This is a genomic window from Mucilaginibacter sp. A3364 (assembly GCF_059690715.1).
In genome coordinates this window covers 1991055-2011817 of sequence record NZ_JCAWED010000001.1, presented here as the reverse complement: position 1 = coordinate 2011817, position 20763 = coordinate 1991055, and the positions used below count along the sequence as shown (strand labels likewise).

The following is a 20763-nucleotide window of genomic DNA, read 5'->3' as shown; positions in this document are numbered from 1 at the left end:
AAAATGCAAATGACCAGATTTACGTTACTCATAGCTGTTATACTATACAGCCTTACCACATCGGCACAAAGCAACCTGAGTAAAAAGAAGGCAGCCGAAATTGCTGCTACCGAACTACAGGCGCAAATACAAGCGCAAAAAGCAAAGTCGGCAATTGATTGGGCGGCTAAGGAAATTAAGTACAAAGAGTACACCATGAAGTTTACCACCCAGATATTTGGCGAAAAGCCTGCGGGTGGTCGCAGTTTGTATATTTCGCTGCATGGCGGTGGCGGCACAACCGCAAAGGTGAACGATGGCCAATGGGAGAACCAAAAGAAACTCTATCAGCCTAAAGAAGGCGTTTACTTCGTGCCTCGCAGCCCTAAAGATGCCTGGAACATGTGGCATGATTACCCAATGGATGAATTACTTGACCAGGTAGTAAAAGGCGCTATTGTAATGGAAGACGTAAATCCAGATAAGATATACGTAATGGGCTACTCTGCCGGGGGCGATGGTGTGTTTCAGTTAGGCCCGCGTTTGGCAGATTACTGGGCGGCTGCTTCCATGATGGCCGGTCACCCGGGCGATGCGCAGATATTGAATTTAAAGAACCTGCCTTACGCTGTTTTTGTGGGCGGAAAAGACGCGGCCTATAAACGTAACGACTTGGTAGCGCAGTTTGGCAAACGTTTGGATAGCCTGGCTAACGAGTATAAAGGCAGCTTTATTCACGACGCGCATGTTTACCCGGATATGCCGCACTGGATGGGACGTAAAGACACTATTGCTGTACCATGGATGGCTTCATACACCCGTAACGCTTTGCCTAAGGACGTGATCTGGATACAGGATGACATCCTGCGCAAACAGTTTTACTGGTTAGGTACGCCGATAGAAACCGCCAAGCAAGGTTTAAAAGTGCGTGTAGCGGTTGATGGTAATAACATCAACATCATCGAAAACCAGGACGAAACATTGTACATCTATTTAAATGATAACTTGCTTAACCTCGACAAAAAAATATCGGTTACCATAAACGGTAAAAAGGTCTTCGATAAAAAAGTATCCCGCAACGCGGCTGTGATTAAAGAAACAATTGCTGCCAGGTTGGATAGGAGTATGATTTTCTCCGCCAAGCTCATGGTAAAAAACGGCGAAGTAACAAGCCTGTAACAGTTTGGCAAATAAATACGCTAATATTTACCTTGCGCGTCAGTAACCTCTATAACCCAAAAAGAATAAATATGAAAAAACAGTTTTTAACTGTAGCCCTTTTAGGCGCAACAAGCATCGCGTTAGCACAAACAATACCCGATGCTATTAAGAAGGCCAACATACCTTCGGCTAACCCAACCAATGCCGAGATATTTGAACCGGCACCACCGGTAGTTACCCCGGCTCCGGCACTAGGTAATGCACCTTCAGACGCTATTGTTTTGTTTGATGGCAAAAACCTTGATGAATGGGTAGGCCGTGGCAACAGCGCAGCGCAATGGACTGTAGCCGACGGCATTTTCACTGTTAACAAAGCCGTAGGCGATATTGAAACCAAACGCAAATTCGGCAGTTTCCAGTTACACATCGAATGGAAAATACCTGAAGGCATTACCCTAACCGGACAATCAAAAGGTAACAGCGGTATATTCCTTGGCGGTAAGTACGAGCTGCAGGTGTTGGATACTTATAATAACGAAAACAAAACCTATGTTAACGGCATGGCCGGCAGCATCTATCGCGAAGCTATACCTTTGGCTAACCCGGCCCGCAAAGCAGGCGAGTGGAACGTTTATGATGTAGCTTACACTGCGCCAGAGTTTAACAAGGATGGCACGGTAAAAGAACCTGCCCGTGTAACCGTTTTCTTTAACGGTGTATTGGTGCAAAGCAATTATACTATACAAGGCGGCACATCAACCACTGTGAAACACGTTTACACTAAACATGGTGAAGCGTCATTAAGGTTGCAATCCCATGGTGATAAAAGCCAGCCGGTAAGCTACCGTAATATCTGGATCAGGCCTAACTAAGTTTAAACATTAACGCACAATGATAACCGGGCCCATCAGCCCGGTTATTTTTTTGCCCTTTAGTAAGTAAATTATTACAATAAGTAAATGTATAGGCATTATGCTTATTATTGAAACAGATAAAAACATGCACCAAACCAAAGCATAGGCCAATTTATTCACAATGAAAATCAAACCTTTAATTCTTACGTCGCTACTGCTGGCTAACACCGCTTTCGCACAAACCGGCGACCTGGTACACTACGTTAACACCCTGCAGGGTACCAACTCAAAACACCAGTTAACCCGCGGCAACACTTACCCAACCACGGCGCTACCCTTCGGTATGCACACCTGGACACCGCAAACAGGAAAAAACGGCGACGGCTGGAAATACCAGTATTTTTTAGATAAGATCCGCGGCTTTCAGCAAGCCCACCAATGCAGCTCATGGACGCGCGATTACGCTGTGTTCTCGCTTATGCCAATGACCGAATTGGTTGTTGACGAAAACAAACGCGAAGCCAAATTCAGCCACGCTGATGAAATAGCGAAGCCGAATTATTATAAGGTAACTTTTGAGAATAAAATAACTACAGAGATATCGCCGTCTGAGCGCGGCGCCCACTTACGCTTCAGCTACCCATCGGGGAAGAAAAGCTTTTTGGTGCTGGATGGTTACACCCGTTTAAGCGGTGTTAAAATTTACCCTAAAGAAGGCCGCATCACCGGCTTTGTAAACAACGGCGAAGGTTTTAAACGCGGCTGGAAAAGCTATTTTGTTGTACAGTTTGATAAAGCCATTAAAGGCTACGGTACCTGGGAGAACAAAACCAATACCGTACACGCCGATTCAATCGCCGCCGAAGGTTTGGGCAAAGGTGCTTATGTAGAATTTGCTGCCGGCGCTAAAGTGCAGGTTAAAACCGCCTCATCCTACATCAGCCAGGAACAAGCCGAATTGAACCTTAAAAACGAGTTAGGTGCCGATAAAAACCTTGAAGCAACAAAAGCTAAAGCCGCCGCGGTTTGGAATAAATCATTAGGTAAAGTTGTGGTTGAGGGTGGCAGCAAAGAGGATATGGAGACTTTCTATTCCTGTTTCTTCCGCGCCAGCTTGTTTTCACGCAAGTTTTATGAGATAGGTGCCGATGGTAAACCTTATTATTTCAGTCCGTATGATGGTACTGTGCACCAGGGTTACATGTATACCGATACCGGTTTCTGGGATACTTTCCGTGCGCAATTTCCATTAAATTCATTAATAGCGCCTGAGATGCATGGCCGTTATGTAAGCGCTTTGATCGATGCCTACAAGCAGTGCGGCTGGTTGCCTTCATGGTCGTTCCCGAGCGAGGGCGGCAGTATGATAGGTAATCACGCTATTTCTTTACTGGCGGATGCCTGGGCAAAAGGTTTACGTACGTTTGATCCTAAAGAGGCTTTGGATGCTTATTACCACGAAGCTACCAATAAAGGTCCGTGGGGACCGGCTAACGGCAGGGATGGTTTTAAAGAATATTATAACCTGGGTTATGTGCCATACCCAAAATACCGTGAATCAACCGCTAAAACGTTGGAATATGCATATGATGATTGGTGTGCATACCAATTGGCTAAAATGACAGGTAATAAATTTTACATGGATGTATTTGCCCGCCAGATGTATAACTATCGCAACGTATATGATCCATCAACCCGCTTTATGCGAGGTAAAGATATTGACGGCAAATGGACGCCAAATTTTGACCCGATAGAGTGGGGCGGCCCGTTCACCGAAGGTAATTCATGGCATTATACCTGGTCTGTTTTCCAGGATACACAAGGCTTGATAGACCTGATAGGCGGCAATAAAAACTTCACCGCTAAACTGGATTCTGTTTTCAGCGAACCTAACAAAGTTAAAGTGGGTACCTACCGCGGCATGATCCACGAGATGACCGAAATGGTGATGGCCAACATGGGCCAGTACGCCCACGGCAATCAGCCTATACAGCACATGGTTTACCTATACAACTATGCTAACGAGCCATGGAAAGCACAATTCCACGCGCGTGATGTAATGAGCAAGCTATATAATGCTACCGAGAACGGTTACCCGGGCGACGAAGATCAGGGCCAGACATCATCATGGTATGTGCTAAGCGCTTTAGGTTTTTACAGCGTTACACCGGGCACCGGCGAATATGTATTCGGCAGCCCGATGTTTAAAAAGATAACCTTGAACCTGGAAAACGGTAAAAAGTTCGTGATAGACGCTCCGGCAAATGATAAGGATCACGTATACATACAAAACGCGTCGCTTAACGGCAATGCCTATAGCAAAAACTTCATCACCCATGCCGATCTGTTAAACGGCGGTGTATTGAAACTGGAAATGGGCGCAAACCCTAACGAGCAACGTGGTTTAGGTGCTGATGATAAACCATTCTCGTTAACCAAAAAATAGAATAAATGAAGCTTAAGGTAACTGGCTTATTTTTAACCGGCTGTTTGCTGATGCTATCCTTGACAGGTGCGCGATACAAAGCAACAAACGTGACGAAAATAAGCTTGTTACCTTTTGTTTTAGATACCGGTGAACTTACAGGTGTTATAGACTTTCACTGCCATACAGCGCCTGACGTAATCCCTCGTGCTATTAATGATTTGCAGTTGGCGCGATTGGCCAAACAAGCCGGCATGCGTGGCCTGGTGCTTAAAAACCATTATATGAGCACGGCAGACAGGGCAGAGTTGGTAATGGGAGAGGTAAAGGGGCTGGAAGTTTTCGGCGGTATTGTACTGAACAGGGCAGTAGGCGGTATAAATCCCGAAGCAGTACGCAGGATGGCCCAGGTTACGGGTCATCGTGGTAAGGTGGTTTGGTTGCCGACTACCGATGCCGAGAATAACTTTGCCAACGTGAGAGGCCCAAGAAAGTTTATCCCGGTGGTGAAGAACGGTAAAATAGTGCCCGAACTGAAAGAAGTTTTAGACATCATCGCCCAAAACGACCTGGTGCTGGAAACTGGCCACTCATCGCCCCGCGAATCTATTTTAATTATTGGTGCCGCGCAGATGGCAGGCGTAAAAAATATTGTTGCCACACACGCTATTGCTTTGGGTGCCGATGCCGAACAATTAAAGCTAATGGCATCAATGGGGGGCATCATCGAACTTTGCTATCAGCCTGCAGGCCTGGAACCGGCACCATTTACCATTATCAAATATGTGCAAATGATAAGGCTTATTGGTGCCGAACATTTTTTAATAGATTCGGACCTCGGTCAGCAAAATAACCCGCTGCATCCCGAAGGTTTAAGTAACTTTATTGAGATATTGAAAGCTAATGGTATACACGATGCTGAAATAGCTATAATGGCCCGTAAAAATCCGGCTAAATTGCTGGGCTTATCTTATTGATACTAAACACAAACAAAATATTAAACCATGAAAAAACTCATATCAATAACCTGTTTTCTGCTTTTGGCGATCAGCGTTTTTGCTGCCGATAAACCATCCATTTCAAAAGTGCCTTTCGGTGAATTAAATGGTAAACAAGTGTATGAGTATACGCTGAAAAATAGCAATGGTATGCAGGTTAAGGTACTGAACTATGGTGCCACCATCAGCGATATTATCACGGTCGATCGCGATAAAAAGTTTGCGGGTGTGGTATTAGGTTTTGATTCGTTAAAAGGCTATACCGGCCGTATGAATGCTTTAATGGGTGCCACTGTTGGCCGCGTGGCTAACCGCATTGCAGGCGCTAAGTTTAGTATTGACGGTACCGAATACAAACTGGCCTCAAATATACATGGCGGTCCGCAGGGCTTTGATAAGCAAATTTGGGATGCTGAGGAATTGCTAAGCAGCAGGGAAGCGGCATTGAAATTGACCTACCTAAGCAAAGATGGTGAGAACGGCTACCCGGGCAATTTAAAAGTAATGCTGATCTATACGCTGACCAACAACAACGAACTGATGCTTACCTACAGCGCTACTACTGATAAAGCAACGCCGGTGGTGTTAACCAATCATACGTATTTTAACCTTTCGGGAGGCAAAGATGCAAGCGCCGAGGGTACAGAGTTATCGATTTTGGCTGATCAATACCTGGAAGCCACTAAAGGCCCGTTCCCGACAGGTAAACTATTAGATGTAAAAGGAACACCGTTTGATTTCACCTCGCCACAAAAAATGGGCAGCAGGATACGAGAACAAAATACCCAGTTGCGCGAAGGTAATGGCTATGATGTAACCTATTCGCTGCGCAACAAAACCGGTAAATTGGCGCTGGCTGCAACCGCCTATGATGCGCAAAGCGGCCGTTACATGGAAACTTATACCACCGAGCCGGGCGTAGTGTTATACTCCGCCAATCACTTAAGCCCGCGCTTTATTGGTAAAGGCGGAAAACCATCTGTACAATACGGTGCTTTCTGCCTGGAAACTCAACATTATCCGGATTCGCCAAATCAGCCATCATTCCCCAATGTGATTTTAAAGCCGGGGCAAACCTTCAGTTCTCAAACGGTTTACAAGTTTTCGGTGAAGAAGTGATGCAACGATCTTGAGTGATTAATGATGAGTAACAGATAGGCAATTAAAGCAAGATAGGGGACTTTAGCCTAACAACAGGATAGTTTTGGCTAAAGCCTTTTTGAATATTACTCAATCCGTCGGCTAAAGCCGACAGCAATTAATAACACAGCGGATAATATAGCTGGTGATTTTCATCACGCATTCAATAATTGCCGTTGGCTTTAGCCAACGGTTTACAAAGAGAAAGGACTGGCGTTAGCCAAATAAACCCGCTTTAACGGGTGTAATGCAATGCTATGCAGCCATTATCAAAAGTCTTAGTGCCCACCAGTTTTAAAGAAAGTGTTTCATTTAAACTGCCGTTTGGTAGCAGGTGACGCCCTTTACCGGCAATTACCGGGTGTATCACAAGATGAAATTCGTCGATGATATTGGCGGCGATAAGCTGGGGCAGGAGGCTGACCGTATCTACAGATATCTTTCTACCTGGCTGCTGTTGCAGCCGGAGAAGTTCGGTGATGGGATCATCGTGAATGATGCGGGTTTTGCCGTTTCCGGTTGAAGTCAGCGTTTTTGATATTACCACATTGTCTATCTCGCATAACCTGTCGGCAAAGCGGTTCTCTGCCGGTGTGCCTGAATGATCCCGGGCAACATCGGCCCAGTAAGGGAACATCATTTCGTACATGATCCGGCCGTAAAATATCAGGTCTACATCGTCCATCAGGCCGGTGAAATAATCCATCAGTTCTTCGCTCGGGTTGCCGAGGGTATGGTCGCAGTAACCATCCAGGCTGATGTTTAGGGCAAAGCTTATGGTACGCATAGGTTTAATTTAATGGCTCCGCCAGGCCTATTAGGATACCTTCTACACCCCGGATATAGCAAAGCTTGTACACGTTTTCATAGTTTACGATCTCGCCAACCAGTTCGGCACCATGTTTTGCTAATTTGGTCACCAGCCCGTCAATGTCCTTAACCTGGAACATCACCCGCAAATAGCCCAACGAATTGACCGGCGCGTCGCGATGATCAGAAACCACTTCGGGCTGGATGAATTGCGATAATTCCAGGCGGCTGTGCCCATCGGGTGTTACCATCATGGCAACATCAACGTTTTGGTTGGGGAAACCGGTAACACGCCCGGCCCATTCGCCAGCCACGTTGCCGCGTCCCTCGAGGGTTAATCCTAATTCTAAAAAAAAAGCGACGGCTTTGTCAAGCGATGCTACGACAATACCGACGTTGTTCATGTTAAGCAGATGATTCATAAACCAAAGCTAAGGGTTATGATTTGAAGAAGTGAGGGTTATTTGGGCCAAATAAAGGGCATGTTTTAGCCATTTCAAACGATTGGTAGGCAATCAACGATGTTGTCATCCTGAGCATAGCGAAGGATCTTCTGCAAGCTACAAAAGCTTGTGTTACCTGTTTAATGTATAGATCCTTCGCTATGCTCAGGATGAAAAACCGTAAAAAAGGTGCGCCACTTTGGTGCCGCTTTAATAATTTAAGTTTATATAATCCATATAAAATATTGATATTTAAATATTTATGTATTTTTTATAAAGTGCGCCGCTTTGCGCCGCTTTTTCGTGTAAATTATTGATTATTAATAACTTGTGAAAATTAGGTGCGCCAAGTGCGCCACTTTAAAAGTGGCGCACCCTATGTCTTTACGGCCTTGATCATCCGGTCGCGGCCGCTCATATCCAGGCGCAGTTCAATGTCTGAAAATCCTTTTGATCGCAGTAGTTCTACGGTTTCGGTACCCAGCGATTCATTGATCTCAAAAAACAACAGTCCATTATCCGCCAGTCGCTCCAAAGCAAAATCGGCAATAGCCCGGTAGAAGATCAGCGGATCGTCCTCAGGTACAAACAAGGCTGTATGCGGCTCAAAGTCGGTTACGTTGGTGTGCATCCGCTTCTTGTCCTCCAGGGTTACGTATGGAGGGTTGGAGATGATGATTTCGAATTTCGAATTTTTCGCAGTTGTTTGCTCTACTAAGGTGCTCAAGAGGGCTCCGCCGTTTCGGATGTTCGATTTCGGATTTAGTATGTCTTGTTCAATAAAGGTTACTTCGACTTCGTTTAATTCGGCGTTCTGTTTAGCAGTGGCTAATGCTTCGGGTGATATGTCCATTGCAGAGACAGTCGCGCCAGCCAGGTTCTTCTTCAAGCTTATCGCGATGCAGCCCGAGCCTGTCCCAATATCTAAAATATTAAGACTGCCAACTGACAACTGCCAACTGCTAACTGACGATAGCACCCATTCTACCAACTCTTCCGTTTCCGGTCGCGGAATCAGTGTAGCCGGGTTAACCATGAAGCGAAGCCCGTAAAAGTCGGTATGGCCTATGATGTACTGTAAAGGTTTGCCAGTTTGCAGTTGGGTAAGTATCAGGTTAGCCACTTCCTGTTGCGTTAGGCTTAACTCGCGTTCGGGGAAAGCCTTGATGATGGCTTTTGAAGCGCCTGTGATCTCAGTTAAAACCGTTGAGGCAAGGGCATCAGTTTCCTGTGTTGGGTATAAGTCGCTGAGTTTTTGCCGGTAAGCCTTAAATACGTCGCCAATGGTCTCCATGGCGTCAAAGTTAAGCATTTGCAGGGCCATCCTTAGCACCTAATCACTATCTTTGCCGGATGCCCAATCACCAGTTTTACATGCAACGCTGTATTGATCTTGCCGCTTTAGGCATAGGTGCCGTTAGCCCGAACCCGATGGTCGGTGCCGTTGTTGTGCTTGATGACAAGGTGATAGGCGAGGGCTACCATCAACAATATGGCGGCCCGCATGCCGAGGTGAATGCCATAAACCAGGTATTGGCTGATCATGCTAACGGTGAGGAACTGTTGAAGCAAGCTACCATTTACGTATCGCTCGAACCCTGTGCCCATTATGGCAAAACGCCTCCATGTGCCGATCTTATCATTAAACACCGTATTCCAAAAGTAGTCGTCGGCTGCCGCGATCCGTTTGCGCAAGTGGATGGTAAGGGAATAGAGAAGTTGCAGGCTGTCGATATAGAGGTGGTAGTTGGAGTATTGGAGGAAGAGTGCCGATGGTTGAACCGCCGTTTCTTTACCCGTGTACAAAAGCAAAGGCCTTATATCATACTCAAATGGGCCCAAACCGCCGATGGCGTCTTCGCACCGCATGATAATACCCAGCACTGGATAACCGGCCCCGAATCGCGCAAGCTGGTGCACCAATGGCGCGCCGAAGAGGATGCGATACTGGTAGGTAAGAACACCGTTGCCATTGATAACCCGCAATTGAATGTACGTTTAGTAGAAGGCAGGTCACCTAAGCGCGTGGTGATCGATCGTCGCCTTGAACTTGATCCAGGCTTACATGTGTTCGATCAATCGGTAGAAACCATTATCTTCAACGAAGTTAAAATGGACGTGGATGGTAAGAACAAGTACATTGCTTTAGAGGACTTCGAGCGCTTTGTGCCGCAGTATATTTTGTTTCAGTTGTACCTGCAGGATGTGCAGTCGCTGATCATAGAAGGCGGTGCTGCAACGTTGAATGGCTTTATAGAAGCCGACCTTTGGGATGAGGCACGCGTGTTTACCGGTCCTGAAAATTTGCTGTCGGGCATCGCATCACCACAAATAAACGGTATTATTGCACAGGAGCTAGCCTCAGGCCCCGACCGACTACAGATCATTTTAAATAACGGCTGATGCTTTACGTTTTATTGAGTATTTGTTGCAGTGTACTGGTTTCTATATTACTAAAGCTATCCAAACGCTACCAGGTTGATATGATGCAAGCCATCATGTGGAACTATTCCATGGCTATTGTGCTCACCTGGTTATTCTTCAAACCACAACTTGGCGGCCTGCAGAATGCACCCATCTATAATTATGTATCCTTAGGTATTTTGTTACCTGCTATATTTGTAATGCTGGCGGCGTCGGTAAAGTCAACCGGTATCGTACGTACAGATGTTGCGCAGCGGCTATCGCTGTTCATCCCAATACTGGCTGCCGTTTTTATATTTGGCGAAGCTATAAGCTTTCTAAAAGGTGTTGGGATTGTTGTTGGCTTCGCGGCTATTGTGTGTTCAATCCCCTGGCACAAAGAAGGGGCAAGGCGCGGTAAGTCAAATTCATGGATTTTCCTGTTAGTAGTGTTTTTGGGCTTCGGCGTTATTGATGTTTTGTTTAAGCAGATAGCTGCTTTTAAAGCCGTTCCGTATACCACATCATTGTTTATAGTATACGTGTTGTCGTTCCTTTTTTCTATAGTTGGTTTTGTTGTTAAGCTGGCACGTAAGATGACCAGGTTCTCGCTGCCTCATATTTTGATAGGCTGGGTGTTGGGTATCGTAAACTTTGGTAATATCCTGTTTTACCTGAAAGCTCACCAGGCGCTCTCGTCGCAGCCGTCAACTGTGTTTTCGGCCATGAATCTTGGGGTGATCATCATTGGCGCGTTGGTAGGTTTGTTCATTTTCAGAGAGAAGCTGACAACGCTTAATAAGGTTGGCTTGTGTTTGGCCCTGGTATCTATTATCATCATAACTTATTCTACCTACTAACCAGATGCTGTTTAACGATACTTACCGTACCATCGCTCAGCCGGTTGAAGGCATCTTTCGCGATCGCGGCAGCAAGTTTCTGGCCTTTGCTTATCCTATTGTTTCTGATAAAGATATTAAGGATATAGTTAATTCGCTCAAAGCCCAACATCCTAAAGCTAACCACCATTGCTGGGCCATGCGCCTGGGTATTGACCGCGCGGTTTTCAAGCTAAATGATGATGGCGAACCTTCGGGAACCGCCGGCAGGCCGATATTAAATACCTTACTGTCCAAAGACCTCACAAATATATTAGTGGTTGTGGTACGCTATTTTGGCGGCACCTTGCTGGGTGTACCCGGGCTCATCAATGCTTACAAGCAGGCTACCGAAGAAGCGTTAGCGCAGGCTACAATAATTGAAAAGACTGTTAACGATGTTTATACCTTCAGCTTTGACTACCTGCTAATGAACGATGTAATGCGACTGATCAAGGAAGCTAATTTGATAGTCCTCGATCAGCAATTTGATAATGATTGCCGTATACAAGTTTCCATCCGTAAAATGCAGGTTAACGAGGTGTTGATGAAGGCCGATAAACTGACCGGCCTCAGCGCCAAATACGACTACAGCGCTTAGTTCATAAATCCAAATTTCATGGTTTGTTATGCGTATAAATGCGTATTTTAGTCGCATATGCAATCTTTTGATATCGATAAAACCGACCTCCTCCGCATTAAAACAGCCCTTGATGGTGATGATGCTGAATTAGAGGTAGTTCTGAAGGAGTACCATGCTTCAGAGATCGCTATCTTATTCGAAAAACTTTCGCAGGATGATAAAGAGCGTATCATCAACATCCTCCCAACAGTAATAGCTTCAGACGTTATTGCCGAAATGGACGAGGAAACCCGTCCCGGTGAGTTATTAATCAACCTTGATCCTGAGAAACGTTCGGAGATCGTAGAGGAGCTGGATTATGATGACGCGACCGACATCCTTTCGCAGCTTGATGAAGACGAGCAGCACGAGATATTAAAGGATATTGACCAGGAGGATGCTACCAGCATCAGGGCCCTGTTAAGTTATGATGAAAACACTGCCGGCGGTTTGATGAACCCGGCGCTTATTTGTGTTAATATCAATTCGGATAAAAAAGGGGCATTGGACGAGATCATCCGCCAGTCGGAAGAGATGGAGGAGTTCTACACCATTTATGTGGTTGATGATGCCAACACTTTGCAGGGTGTTGTATCCATAAAAGATATCATCAAGGCCCACGCTAACATCAAAGTGCGCAGCCTGATGAAACCCGACCCGGTTTTTGTAAAGGCCGATGTTGACCAGGAAGAGGTAGCGAAGCTGATATCGCAATACAACCTAACCACTATGCCAGTGGTTGATGATAACATGAAGCTGTTGGGCCGCATTACGGTTGATGACATCATTGACGTAATGGAGGAGGAGAACACCGAGGATATCTTGAAGATTTCCGGTGTATCAGAAGACGAGGAGCTAAGCGGTAACTGGCAAGACGCGGTGAAAAGCCGTTTACCCTGGCTGATAGTAAACTTGGGTACGGCGTTTTTAGCAGCTTCGGTTATACGCCATTATAGTGGTATTGAAAAGGAGCTACCTGTTATAGTAGCTTATTTAACAATAATTGGCGGTATGGGCGGTAACGCGGCTACTCAAGCACTTGCGGTAACCGTTAGGCGTATCTCACTAAGCGATTTGACCGATAACCAGGCATACCGTACCATATTAAAAGAGTTTTTGGTGGGGATGATCAACGGCGCGGCTAATGGCCTGATCGTGTTGATCTTTGCTTTATGGTATGACTCTAACCCTTTATTGGGTTTGGTGTTATTTTTGGCGATGACAGGTAACCTGATCGTAGCCGGATTAACCGGTGCATCTGTTCCCCTAATACTAAAACGTTTAGGAATTGACCCGGCAGTCGGGTCGTCTATCATAATAACTACCTTTACAGATTGTATAGGCTTTTTGCTGCCTTTATGGTTAGCAAGTAAGTTTTTGTTGCATCATTAACCTTGTAACAAGGTTTTATTTTAAATTTGAACCTTCAAACAGCACGCTATGACTGAAGTTAGAAACAACTGGACAAAAGAAGAGATCACCGAAATATATAACACGCCACTGCTAGATCTGATCTATCGCGCGGCATCTATCCACCGTGAAAATAAGGATTACGCCGAGGTACAGATCAGCTCGCTGATATCAATAAAAACAGGCGGTTGCCCTGAGGATTGTGCGTATTGCCCGCAGGCGGCCCGTTACAACACCGGCGTTGATGTACATGCCATAATGCCTAAAGAAGAAGTAATTGCTGTTGCCCAACGTGCTAAAGCCGGTGGCGCATCAAGGCTTTGTATGGGTGCCGCGTGGCGCGAAGTACGTGATAACCGCGATTTCGATAAGGTATTAGATATGGTTACCGCAGTAAATGCTTTAGATATGGAAGTTTGCTGTACCTTGGGTATGCTTACTGAAAGCCAGGCACAACGCCTAGCAGATGCTGGTTTATACGCCTACAACCACAACCTGGATACCTCTGAAGATGATTACAAACGTATCATCACCACACGCAGCTATGACGACCGTTTACAGACTCTAGCGCATGTACGTAAAGCTAAAATATCTGTATGCAGCGGTGGTATCATCGGTTTAGGCGAAACGAACGAAGATCGTATATCGATGCTGAAAACTTTGTCAAATCTACCTTCGCATCCTGAATCAGTACCAATTAATGCTTTGGTACCGGTGCAAGGTACGCCGCTGGCCGATCAGCCTCGTGTATCTATTTGGGACATGGTGCGTATGATAGCTACTACGCGTATCATTATGCCTAAAACGGTGGTGCGACTATCTGCAGGCCGTACCGAAATGAGCACGGTAGAACAAGCATTCTGCTTCATGGCAGGAGCCAACTCGATATTCGCCGGCGAGAAATTGTTAACCACGCCAAACCCAACTTTTGATGAAGATATGGCGATGTTTGAACTGTTAGGTTTAAGCCCACGCAAAGCCTTTAAAAACGGCCGGCCCGAGCATGCTGCTATTAAAGAGATGAGTATTAATGAGGTAATATAAATTTATCAAGAATAAAGAGACGGGTGTCATACTGAGCTCTGTCGAAGTATGAGGGCAAGGCCTTCGCACATGCTTCGACAGAGCTCAGCATGACACCCTTTCCATTTTGCTAAATCTTTGCCCCCAACACCCACCTCCACGCGAATCGCGTTAGCATATTAAAGCCCTTCCAGCTGTCAACAAAATCCATAATATCGTGTAGGCATTTGTCGGCGAACTTTTGTTTAAAGTTTTTGCGGGCTGCTTTGTATACTTCGTCAGGGTTAGCAAGGCCGATGCGACCGTAGATTTCCCGCTTTACGTACATCGTACGCACAAACAGTATGTTGAATAGAATTACATAACTATATAAAGTGCGTTTTATGTACCCGGCTTTTGAGGAATATGTTTTAAGAAGGCTTTTTGTAAACAGGATATGCCGTGCTTCTTCAATATTATGCAGATCGAACATTTTTTTGAGCACGGGATAAATGTCAGGCGCTTTACGGGCATAGTTGCCATATACATCGGTAACCAGCTCTACAGCAACGCTACCCATAAACAGGTAATCAGCGGGCAGATATTTATTGCTGAACTCGCCAAAGAATTTATGTAATCCACTTTGCTTAATGGGCTTGCCATTCAGCTTCGCGATAGCTTTGGCAAACATCTCCTGGTGACGAAGTTCTTCTATTAGTTCGCGAATCAAAAATTGATGTTCTACGTCGCTTGCTCGCAGGGTAATCAAATGCCGCGTCATGAAAACGCAAAACAAACATTCGCCCCAGGCGTAGGATGCTATAACTTGCACCAGTTCGTGCCGGCCCAATTCCAGCTTTTGGGTAGGCGTGAGGGTATCGTAAATGGGAAGGCCTTGTAAAGAGTGCAAAACCTCGGGCAAAAATATCTCCTCTACTTCCGGTTCAAGCTGCCAGGGAATATAGGTATCCGGCATGAGCGGGTGTTCCCTGCTTATTTTTATCAGTCTTTCAACTTCTTTAACATCCATATATAAATATACGCATTACAGCTACCGGGCGTTGCTCTTAAAAACTTAGAGACGCAGTATTTTGCGTCTCTAAGCTATTTGTTAATCGGCAATTACCTTTACGTCAATATTACCGCGTGTGGCTTTTGAATAAGGGCAACCTTTATGCGCTGCATCCGCCAGTTTTTGTGCCTGCTCTTGCGAAACTCCGGGTACATGTACATGTAACTCTGCCGATAAAGCGTAACTGGTCTGGCTTTCCTGGTTAAAGCTAATATGTACATCAACAGTAGCCTCGCTTACATCAACCCCATCGCGCTTACCAACCGAGCCCAATGCCCCAAGATAACAAGCACCCCAGGCACCGGCAAATAGCAACTCGGGGTTGGGGTAACCATCTTCGCCTCCCATGGCTTTAGGCGCTTTCAGGTCAAGGTCAATTATGCCATCTGATGATTTAATGTGGCCATCTCGACCGCCCTTGGCGGTTACAACGGCGGTATATAGTTTTTCGCTCATAATAATAGTTTTATGAGGAACGGGTGGGCTGGAATAATGTTTCGCTTTGCTAAGACTTAAGAAGTTTTTAAACGACGAAGCCTTCAATGAGGCCTTTGAAAAGCAAACAACACCGAATTAAACTTCGTAAGTCAAATGTTGACTTAGCTAATAACCCTTTTAAGAATATAAAAATCTACTATTCAAAATATAAAATACTAAAAATATTAGTATTTTTGAAATGGTATGAATGTAGACAGGATACAGGAGAAAATAGGCATTTTGGCTGATGCTGCTAAGTACGATGTTTCGTGTGCATCAAGCGGGAGCAAGCGAAAAAATGAGAACAAAGGTTTGGGTAATGCCAGTAACGGTATTTGCCATAGTTATACCGAAGATGGGCGTTGCGTATCGTTACTGAAGATATTGCTGACCAACCATTGTATTTACGATTGTGCCTACTGTGTATCGCGCAAAAGCAATGATATTAAGCGTGCGGCTTTTACCGTGCAGGAGGTGGTTGATCTTACCATTAACTTCTACCGTCGCAATTATATCGAGGGTCTGTTTTTAAGTTCGGGGATATTTAAGGATGCGGATTATACAATGGAGCGCCTGGTACAAGTAGCCAGGAAACTACGCACCGAGCATAATTTCAACGGTTATATCCATTTAAAATCTATCCCAGGTGCCAGCGATGAATTGATGCGCGAAGCCGGCCTGTATGCCGATAGACTGAGCGTTAACCTGGAAATGCCTACAGAAGAAAGCCTGAAACTACTGGCTCCCGAAAAAAACCGGCAGGACATGATAGATCCTATGCGATTTTTGAAGAACGAGATCATACTTCGTAAGGACGAAAAGAAGCTTTTTAAAAAAGCGCCGATATTTGCACCTGCCGGGCAAAGTACACAGGTTATCATTGGCGCTACTCCTGATACAGATCAACAGGTATTACAGTCGGCTAATTATTTTTATAAGAGTTTTAATTTAAAAAGGGTTTATTATTCGGGCTATGTTCCGGTTTTGGCCGATAAACGTTTGCCTGCTTTAAACAGCGCGGTGCCCATGGTGCGCGAAAACCGTTTGTACCAGGCTGATTGGTTGATGCGCTTTTATGGTTTCCATGTAAACGAGATAGTAAATACCGAACAACCTTTGCTCGACCTGGATATCGACCCTAAACTAGGCTGGGCGATTCGCAATATGCACGTATTTCCTATTGACGTAAATACAGCCGATCTTCAGTTGATCTTACGGGTACCCGGCATAGGCGTACTATCCGCACAAAAAATTGTGAGTGCACGCAAGTTTGGTAAGTTAAATTGGGAGCAGCTAAAAAAGATAGGAGTGGCTGTTAATCGCGCAAGATATTTTATAACCTGTAATAGTCCGCAATTTGAGCGGCGGGACCTTACCGGCACCAATATCAAACAGTTCATCCTGGCCGAATCGCAGAGCAAGTTTTTAAAGAACAAGCCTAACCAACTCAACCTGTTTTAGCCATGATGACAACCCTGTTTTATGATGGCACTTTTGAGGGCCTGTTATGCGCTGTGTTTGAAATTTATCAGCGTAAGCTGAACTTGGTATGCTTGCGTAAAAACGACGTTTATAATAGCGCCATGTTTGAGGATATTTTAAACATTTATACGGATGAGAACAATGCCCGCCGGGTGCTAAAAGGCTTGCATCAAAAATTATCACCAAATGCAGTTCAACGTTTATATGTAGCCCATCTGGCCGAAATTGATGGGGAAGAAGCGAACGTTTTGGGATTTATCCGCTATGTTTTCGACTCTAAAAGGAATATAGAGGAGGACTACGGGAATAAATATGTGCTGCGTGTATCCGAAGTGGTGCGTATGATGCGCCGCGAAAAGCATCGGATGGAAGCTTTTGTGCGGTTTAGGAAGCTTAAAGATGACACTTACTACGCCGCTATATCGCCCGATTTTAATGTACTGCCTTTACTTATCCGCCATTTTAAAAACCGTTATGCCGACCAGAAATGGATGATATACGATTTGAAACGCAGCTATGGCATTTTTTATAACCTACACGATGTGCAATACGTCACGCTTGATCTTTCGGCCGTTGCAGATGCCAACGTTATAACAGCTTATACAGAGGATGAAGCCATTTACCAGCACATGTGGAAGAATTATTTTCATAGCGTAAACATCCCCGCCAGGAAAAATACGAAGCTGCATTTGCGCCATATACCTAAAAGATATTGGCGGCATTTGACAGAGAAAATTTAAGATTGCCGGTTTTTGCGCTTTTTTCACGAGATAAAAAATAGGTTTTGTTGGCCTGATGTGAATAAGGGGAGATGTTGATAACCTTAAATTCAAATGGTCATTTCGACGAAGAATGACGAGAAATCTTATTCACCTATTAGTAGCTCGTATAAAATTTCTGCTATTTCTCGAATTGGCAGATGAATTTGATGTGTTAACAACTCACGGTTTTTTGTTAACAACCGGTTAATAAAAACCATCAAAAAAATTTGCATCAGGTATGTTTTTGTCCCGATATTGATAATATCAAGAACGACGTACTTTGACAGCCTTACAGGAATAACAAAAAGTGAATCGGGCAAATCTTCGGAAGCGCTAAAGATCACGGGAAAGCCTGAGTTGCATTGAAAATGAAGAAACTCTACGGAGATTTAGAAAATGAAAAGCAGCTAAAGAGGTATTACGAGAGCCGAATATTTTTTACGGAGAATACAGGCACAACTAATGACCTTGAAGCAATCTGAGTTAGCAAATGGTTGAACTATCGCGGTTCGTGAAGAACGAAGATGATCAGCGTTGCGCAGATAACTATGACGGTTAATGCCCGCAAGGGTAATGAACAGTCGGCAACTGCAAAACAGCAGATCCATCAATAATTCGGAAGGAATAGATAGGGACGCGGTTGCATTGTAACAAAGATGAGATCAGGTCGGTCACTATACACAAAACTTGATGCCAGATGAGTAACTACGGTTAATCATAGGGTTGAAAACGGGAGATTCAAATCGAAAGAGGCGAACTCCCGTTTTTGTTTTAGTTGGTTTTTTGCGCCTGTTTGACTAGTTTGTTTAAGATTAAGTTTAGCCGAAAGGGCTTGTTGTTGTTTTGAGATGTATCTTTTGACATCCGATGTAAAACTAAATATTGCACCTTTTGTAGTGTATCTGACTCTATTACTGCAAATGTGAAAGGCATATCAGCATTGGTCTCAAACTTTATCGTATCATTCTCCAGCCAATATTTGCCTCTTGAACGTCCTACACCAAAACAAACGTTAGTTAAAATACATTTGCCACCGCTCTTAAATTTTATTGTAGTTGTGCAATCCAGCGCTCCTTCCCTTGACGCTATCAGAACATCTTTGCCTTCCAGCTTTTCAAGGTCTATCATTCCTGCCGGTTCAATAAAGATCATACTTAACAACACTATTATCGGTATCATAAAATAAATGCGGGTTATGCGGAGTTCCCTACGTAATATCAGAAAACCAAGTTGTTGAAAGACACTTACAACTAATGCCAGAAATAATAATATAAAAAACAGGAACAAAAGCATGCCACCGGTTTGTATCGTTGCTTCCCAGTAATATTGTGTATTGACCACCACGAATAAAACGATGGTGGCAAAAAGTGTGATCTTAAGAGCTTTCATTGACACGGTTTAGCTGAACGTAAATATAAAACTAACGGTTAATATTTTCGTCGACATCAGCAAATCCTTAACTTAGCAATATGGATACGCCAGATAAAAGCAAGCCGGGTGCCGGGCAAAAAATATTTGTACTGGATACTTCGGTGATCTTATATGATCATAACGCTTTCGAAAATTTTCATGAGCACGATGTAGCTATTCCTATACAGGTACTAGAGGAGTTGGATAACATGAAAAGCGGTAATGATACCCGTAATTTTGAGGCCCGGAGTTTTATCCGTTTGATAGACGACCTGTCGCGCAAGAACCTGGTGAATGAGTGGCAACCTTTAAATGGCAAGAGCAAAGGCAAGTTTAAGGTAGTGGTAGATGTTAAGACCACTACAGCTAATGCCGAACAGATTTTTGGTTCGGCTAAAGTAGATCATCGTATTTTGAATGCAGCTATAGGCTTACAGGAGGAATATTCTCAGAAAAAGGTTGTACTGGTATCAAAAGATATCTGCCTACGCTTGAAAGCCAAAGCGCTTAACCTGCATGCCGAAGATTACGAAACGGGCAAAGTAAAAAACCTGGATGAGTTATACAGTGGTAAGACCACAATACCTGCTACTGATAAAGTTATCACGCAGTTGAATAAAAAAAATAGTCTTCCTGCTGAAGATATAAAGTTATCAAGAGATGCCGGTAACCATTTTTATATTCTTGAAGGTAAAAAGGCCACTTCATCCGCTTTCTACAATAGCCAGACCCGGCAACTGGAGCGAGTTGTTGAGCAGCCGGTATTGAATATTCAGCCCCGAAACCCTGAGCAGTCTTTTGCCATACATGCCTTATTAAACCCGGATATTAAACTGGTAACCATACAAGGTAATGCCGGTACCGGTAAAACACTGTTAGCTTTGGCAGGAGCGTTAGAGCAACGGAAATATTACCGGCAGATATACGTTACCCGGCCTATAGTACCCTTAAGTAATAAAGATATCGGCTTTTTACCCGGCGATGTAAAATCAAAAATAGACCCCTATATGGCGCCTATCTGGGATAACCTGAAATTCATTAAAGATCAGTTTGCCGAGGATGAAAAGATGCAGAGCAAGTTAGACGAACTGGTGACTAACGATAAAATATCTATAGCGCCACTGGCCTTCATTCGTGGGCGTACGCTGAGTAAAATATTCTTTATTGTTGACGAGGCTCAAAATCTCACCCCGCACGAGATTAAAACCATTATATCCCGAGCAGGCGAGAACAGTAAGTTTGTTTTTACAGGCGATATTTACCAGATAGACACACCTTACCTGGATGCTGAGAGTAATGGTTTATCTTACCTGATTGATAAAGCTAAAGATCATCCGCTTTACGCGCACATTACCTTACAAAAAGGGGAGCGAAGCGAGTTGGCTAATTTGGCTACGGAACTCTTATGATAATATGTTGGACCTTTTAGACCAAAT

Annotated in this window: 19 protein-coding genes; 13 read left to right on the top strand and 6 right to left on the bottom strand. The window is 44.5% G+C overall.

Features of this window, described 5'->3' with window-relative positions; translation table 11 throughout:
* Positions 1-9: 9 nt before the first annotated feature.
* The 5 genes from AC59JT_RS09020 (at position 10) to AC59JT_RS09000 (ending at position 6536) form a co-directional block, all read left to right on the top strand.
* Positions 10-1158: a hypothetical protein gene (locus AC59JT_RS09020; protein ID WP_497397944.1), complete on the top strand. Its 1149-nt coding sequence runs from the start codon at positions 10-12 to the stop codon at positions 1156-1158.
* A 71-nt stretch (positions 1159-1229) separates the two neighbouring features.
* Positions 1230-2012, top strand: coding sequence for a 3-keto-disaccharide hydrolase (locus AC59JT_RS09015; protein WP_497397942.1), 783 nt, complete (start codon positions 1230-1232; stop codon positions 2010-2012).
* Between the two features lie 163 nt (positions 2013-2175).
* On the top strand, positions 2176-4440 hold the full coding sequence (locus AC59JT_RS09010; RefSeq protein ID WP_497397940.1) for a GH92 family glycosyl hydrolase: 2265 nt from the start codon (positions 2176-2178) through the stop codon (positions 4438-4440).
* A 5-nt stretch (positions 4441-4445) separates the two neighbouring features.
* Positions 4446-5396 (top strand): DUF6282 family protein, encoded by a 951-nt coding sequence (locus tag AC59JT_RS09005; protein WP_497397938.1) that lies wholly within the window; start codon positions 4446-4448, stop codon positions 5394-5396.
* 27 nt (positions 5397-5423) lie between these two features.
* Positions 5424-6536 (top strand): aldose epimerase family protein, encoded by a 1113-nt coding sequence (locus AC59JT_RS09000; RefSeq protein ID WP_497397936.1) that lies wholly within the window; start codon positions 5424-5426, stop codon positions 6534-6536.
* 256 nt (positions 6537-6792) lie between these two features.
* Here AC59JT_RS09000 and AC59JT_RS08995 read toward each other — a convergent pair whose 3' ends face one another.
* The 3 genes from AC59JT_RS08995 to prmC all read right to left on the bottom strand — a co-directional run bounded on the left by AC59JT_RS08995 (position 6793) and on the right by prmC (position 9122).
* Entirely contained in the window at positions 6793-7344 is a 552-nt protein-coding gene (locus AC59JT_RS08995; protein WP_497397935.1) for a dihydrofolate reductase family protein, read from the bottom strand.
* Positions 7345-7348: 4 nt separating this feature from the next.
* Positions 7349-7789, bottom strand: coding sequence for a VOC family protein (locus tag AC59JT_RS08990; protein ID WP_497397933.1), 441 nt, complete (start codon positions 7787-7789; stop codon positions 7349-7351).
* Positions 7790-8186: 397 nt separating this feature from the next.
* Positions 8187-9122 (bottom strand): peptide chain release factor N(5)-glutamine methyltransferase, encoded by a 936-nt coding sequence (prmC, locus tag AC59JT_RS08985; RefSeq protein ID WP_497397931.1) that lies wholly within the window; start codon positions 9120-9122, stop codon positions 8187-8189.
* Between the two features lie 41 nt (positions 9123-9163).
* Here prmC and ribD point away from each other — a divergent pair, with 41 nt between their 5' ends.
* From ribD to bioB, 5 genes are read left to right on the top strand one after another with little or no spacing between them, the layout of a single operon-like run.
* The gene (gene ribD / locus AC59JT_RS08980) at positions 9164-10213 is read left to right on the top strand and encodes a bifunctional diaminohydroxyphosphoribosylaminopyrimidine deaminase/5-amino-6-(5-phosphoribosylamino)uracil reductase RibD (RefSeq protein WP_497397929.1); all 1050 of its coding nucleotides are present in this window, start codon (positions 9164-9166) and stop codon (positions 10211-10213) included.
* On the top strand, positions 10213-11073 hold the full coding sequence (locus AC59JT_RS08975) for a DMT family transporter (protein ID WP_497397927.1): 861 nt from the start codon (positions 10213-10215) through the stop codon (positions 11071-11073). The genes ribD and AC59JT_RS08975 overlap by 1 nt, the downstream gene beginning before the upstream one ends.
* Positions 11074-11077: 4 nt before the next feature.
* Entirely contained in the window at positions 11078-11692 is a 615-nt protein-coding gene (locus AC59JT_RS08970; RefSeq protein WP_497397926.1) for an IMPACT family protein, read from the top strand.
* A 57-nt stretch (positions 11693-11749) separates the two neighbouring features.
* Positions 11750-13105, top strand: coding sequence for a magnesium transporter (gene mgtE / locus AC59JT_RS08965; RefSeq protein ID WP_497397924.1), 1356 nt, complete (start codon positions 11750-11752; stop codon positions 13103-13105).
* A gap of 48 nt (positions 13106-13153) precedes the next feature.
* Complete coding sequence (gene bioB, locus AC59JT_RS08960; RefSeq protein WP_497397922.1) at positions 13154-14167, top strand: biotin synthase BioB; 1014 nt, start codon at positions 13154-13156, stop codon at positions 14165-14167.
* 109 nt (positions 14168-14276) lie between these two features.
* On the opposite strand, the gene AC59JT_RS08955 is transcribed toward bioB, so the two are convergent.
* Together AC59JT_RS08955 and AC59JT_RS08950 are read right to left on the bottom strand one after the other, a co-directional pair.
* On the bottom strand, positions 14277-15155 hold the full coding sequence (locus tag AC59JT_RS08955; RefSeq protein ID WP_497397920.1) for a diiron oxygenase: 879 nt from the start codon (positions 15153-15155) through the stop codon (positions 14277-14279).
* 81 nt (positions 15156-15236) lie between these two features.
* Entirely contained in the window at positions 15237-15653 is a 417-nt protein-coding gene (locus AC59JT_RS08950) for an organic hydroperoxide resistance protein (RefSeq protein WP_497397918.1), read from the bottom strand.
* Between the two features lie 225 nt (positions 15654-15878).
* Here AC59JT_RS08950 and AC59JT_RS08945 point away from each other — a divergent pair, with 225 nt between their 5' ends.
* Both AC59JT_RS08945 and AC59JT_RS08940 read left to right on the top strand, forming a co-directional pair.
* Positions 15879-17135, top strand: coding sequence for a putative DNA modification/repair radical SAM protein (locus AC59JT_RS08945; protein WP_497397916.1), 1257 nt, complete (start codon positions 15879-15881; stop codon positions 17133-17135).
* A 2-nt stretch (positions 17136-17137) separates the two neighbouring features.
* Entirely contained in the window at positions 17138-17896 is a 759-nt protein-coding gene (locus AC59JT_RS08940) for a TIGR03915 family putative DNA repair protein (RefSeq protein ID WP_497397914.1), read from the top strand.
* Positions 17897-18688: 792 nt separating this feature from the next.
* Here AC59JT_RS08940 and AC59JT_RS08935 read toward each other — a convergent pair.
* Positions 18689-19306 (bottom strand): hypothetical protein, encoded by a 618-nt coding sequence (locus AC59JT_RS08935; RefSeq protein WP_497397912.1) that lies wholly within the window; start codon positions 19304-19306, stop codon positions 18689-18691.
* 80 nt (positions 19307-19386) lie between these two features.
* Between AC59JT_RS08935 and AC59JT_RS08930 the strand changes: the two genes are divergently transcribed.
* Positions 19387-20736: a PhoH family protein gene (locus AC59JT_RS08930; RefSeq protein ID WP_497397910.1), complete on the top strand. Its 1350-nt coding sequence runs from the start codon at positions 19387-19389 to the stop codon at positions 20734-20736.
* Positions 20737-20763 lie beyond the last annotated feature (27 nt).